The organism is Streptomyces sp. MB09-02B, from assembly GCF_033794485.1.
GTDB lineage: Bacteria > Actinomycetota > Actinomycetes > Streptomycetales > Streptomycetaceae > Streptomyces.
This window is the reverse complement of record NZ_JARGEE010000936.1, coordinates 1-868: the sequence shown is the minus strand read 5'-3', so window position 1 is coordinate 868 and position 868 is coordinate 1. Positions and strand designations below refer to the sequence as shown.

1 protein-coding gene is annotated in these 868 nt (G+C 68.9%); it reads left to right on the top strand.

What is annotated here, in order from left to right:
- Positions 1-94: 94 nt before the first annotated feature.
- Positions 95-868 (top strand): slipin family protein (locus P1P70_RS45185; RefSeq protein WP_319248376.1); only part of this gene is annotated, 774 nt, incomplete at its 3' end.

Below are 868 nucleotides of genomic sequence, written 5' to 3'. Positions count from 1 at the left end.
CCCCCCGGCCGACACTCGCCCCACCCCCCACTTCCGGCATATCGTGGTATACGCACCCATCACGCACCGAGAGCGGACGGCTCAGGGGGTCGTCATGGTCGAGACGCTGCTCATCACCGCCGCGGCGATCGGCTCCGCCGCAGTCGTCTACGTCGCCGCCGCGGCCCGAGTCGTCAAACAGTACGAACGAGGCGTGGTCTTCCGCCTCGGCCGCCTGCGCGGCACGCCCAGAACCCCCGGCTTCACCATGGTCGTCCCCGGCCTCGACCACATCCGCAAGGTCAACATGCAGATCGTGACGATGCCGGTCCCGGCCCAGGAGGGCATCACCCGCGACAACGTCACCGTACGAGTCGACGCGGTGGTCTACTTCAAGGTCGTCGACGCCGCGAACGCGGTCGTCCAGGTCGAGGACTACCGTTTCGCCGTCTCCCAGATGGCCCAGACCTCCCTGCGCTCCATCATCGGCAAGAGCGACCTCGACGACCTCCTCTCCAACCGCGAGAAGCTCAACCAGGGCCTGGAGCTGATGATCGACAGCCCCGCCGTGGAGTGGGGCGTCACCATCGACCGCGTCGAGATCAAGGACGTGTCCCTCCCCGACACCATGAAGCGCTCCATGGCCCGCCAGGCCGAGGCCGACCGGGAACGCCGCGCCCGCATCATCAACGCGGACGCGGAGCTGCAGGCGTCGAGGAAGCTGGCCGAGGCGGCGAAGGAGATGGCCGACACCCCCTCCGCACTCCAACTCCGCCTGCTGCAGACGGTGGTGGCGGTCGCCGCCGAGAAGAACTCCACCCTGGTCCTCCCCTTCCCGGTGGAACTCCTCCGCTTCCTGGAACGCGCCCAGGCGGGCCCCCCACCGGAC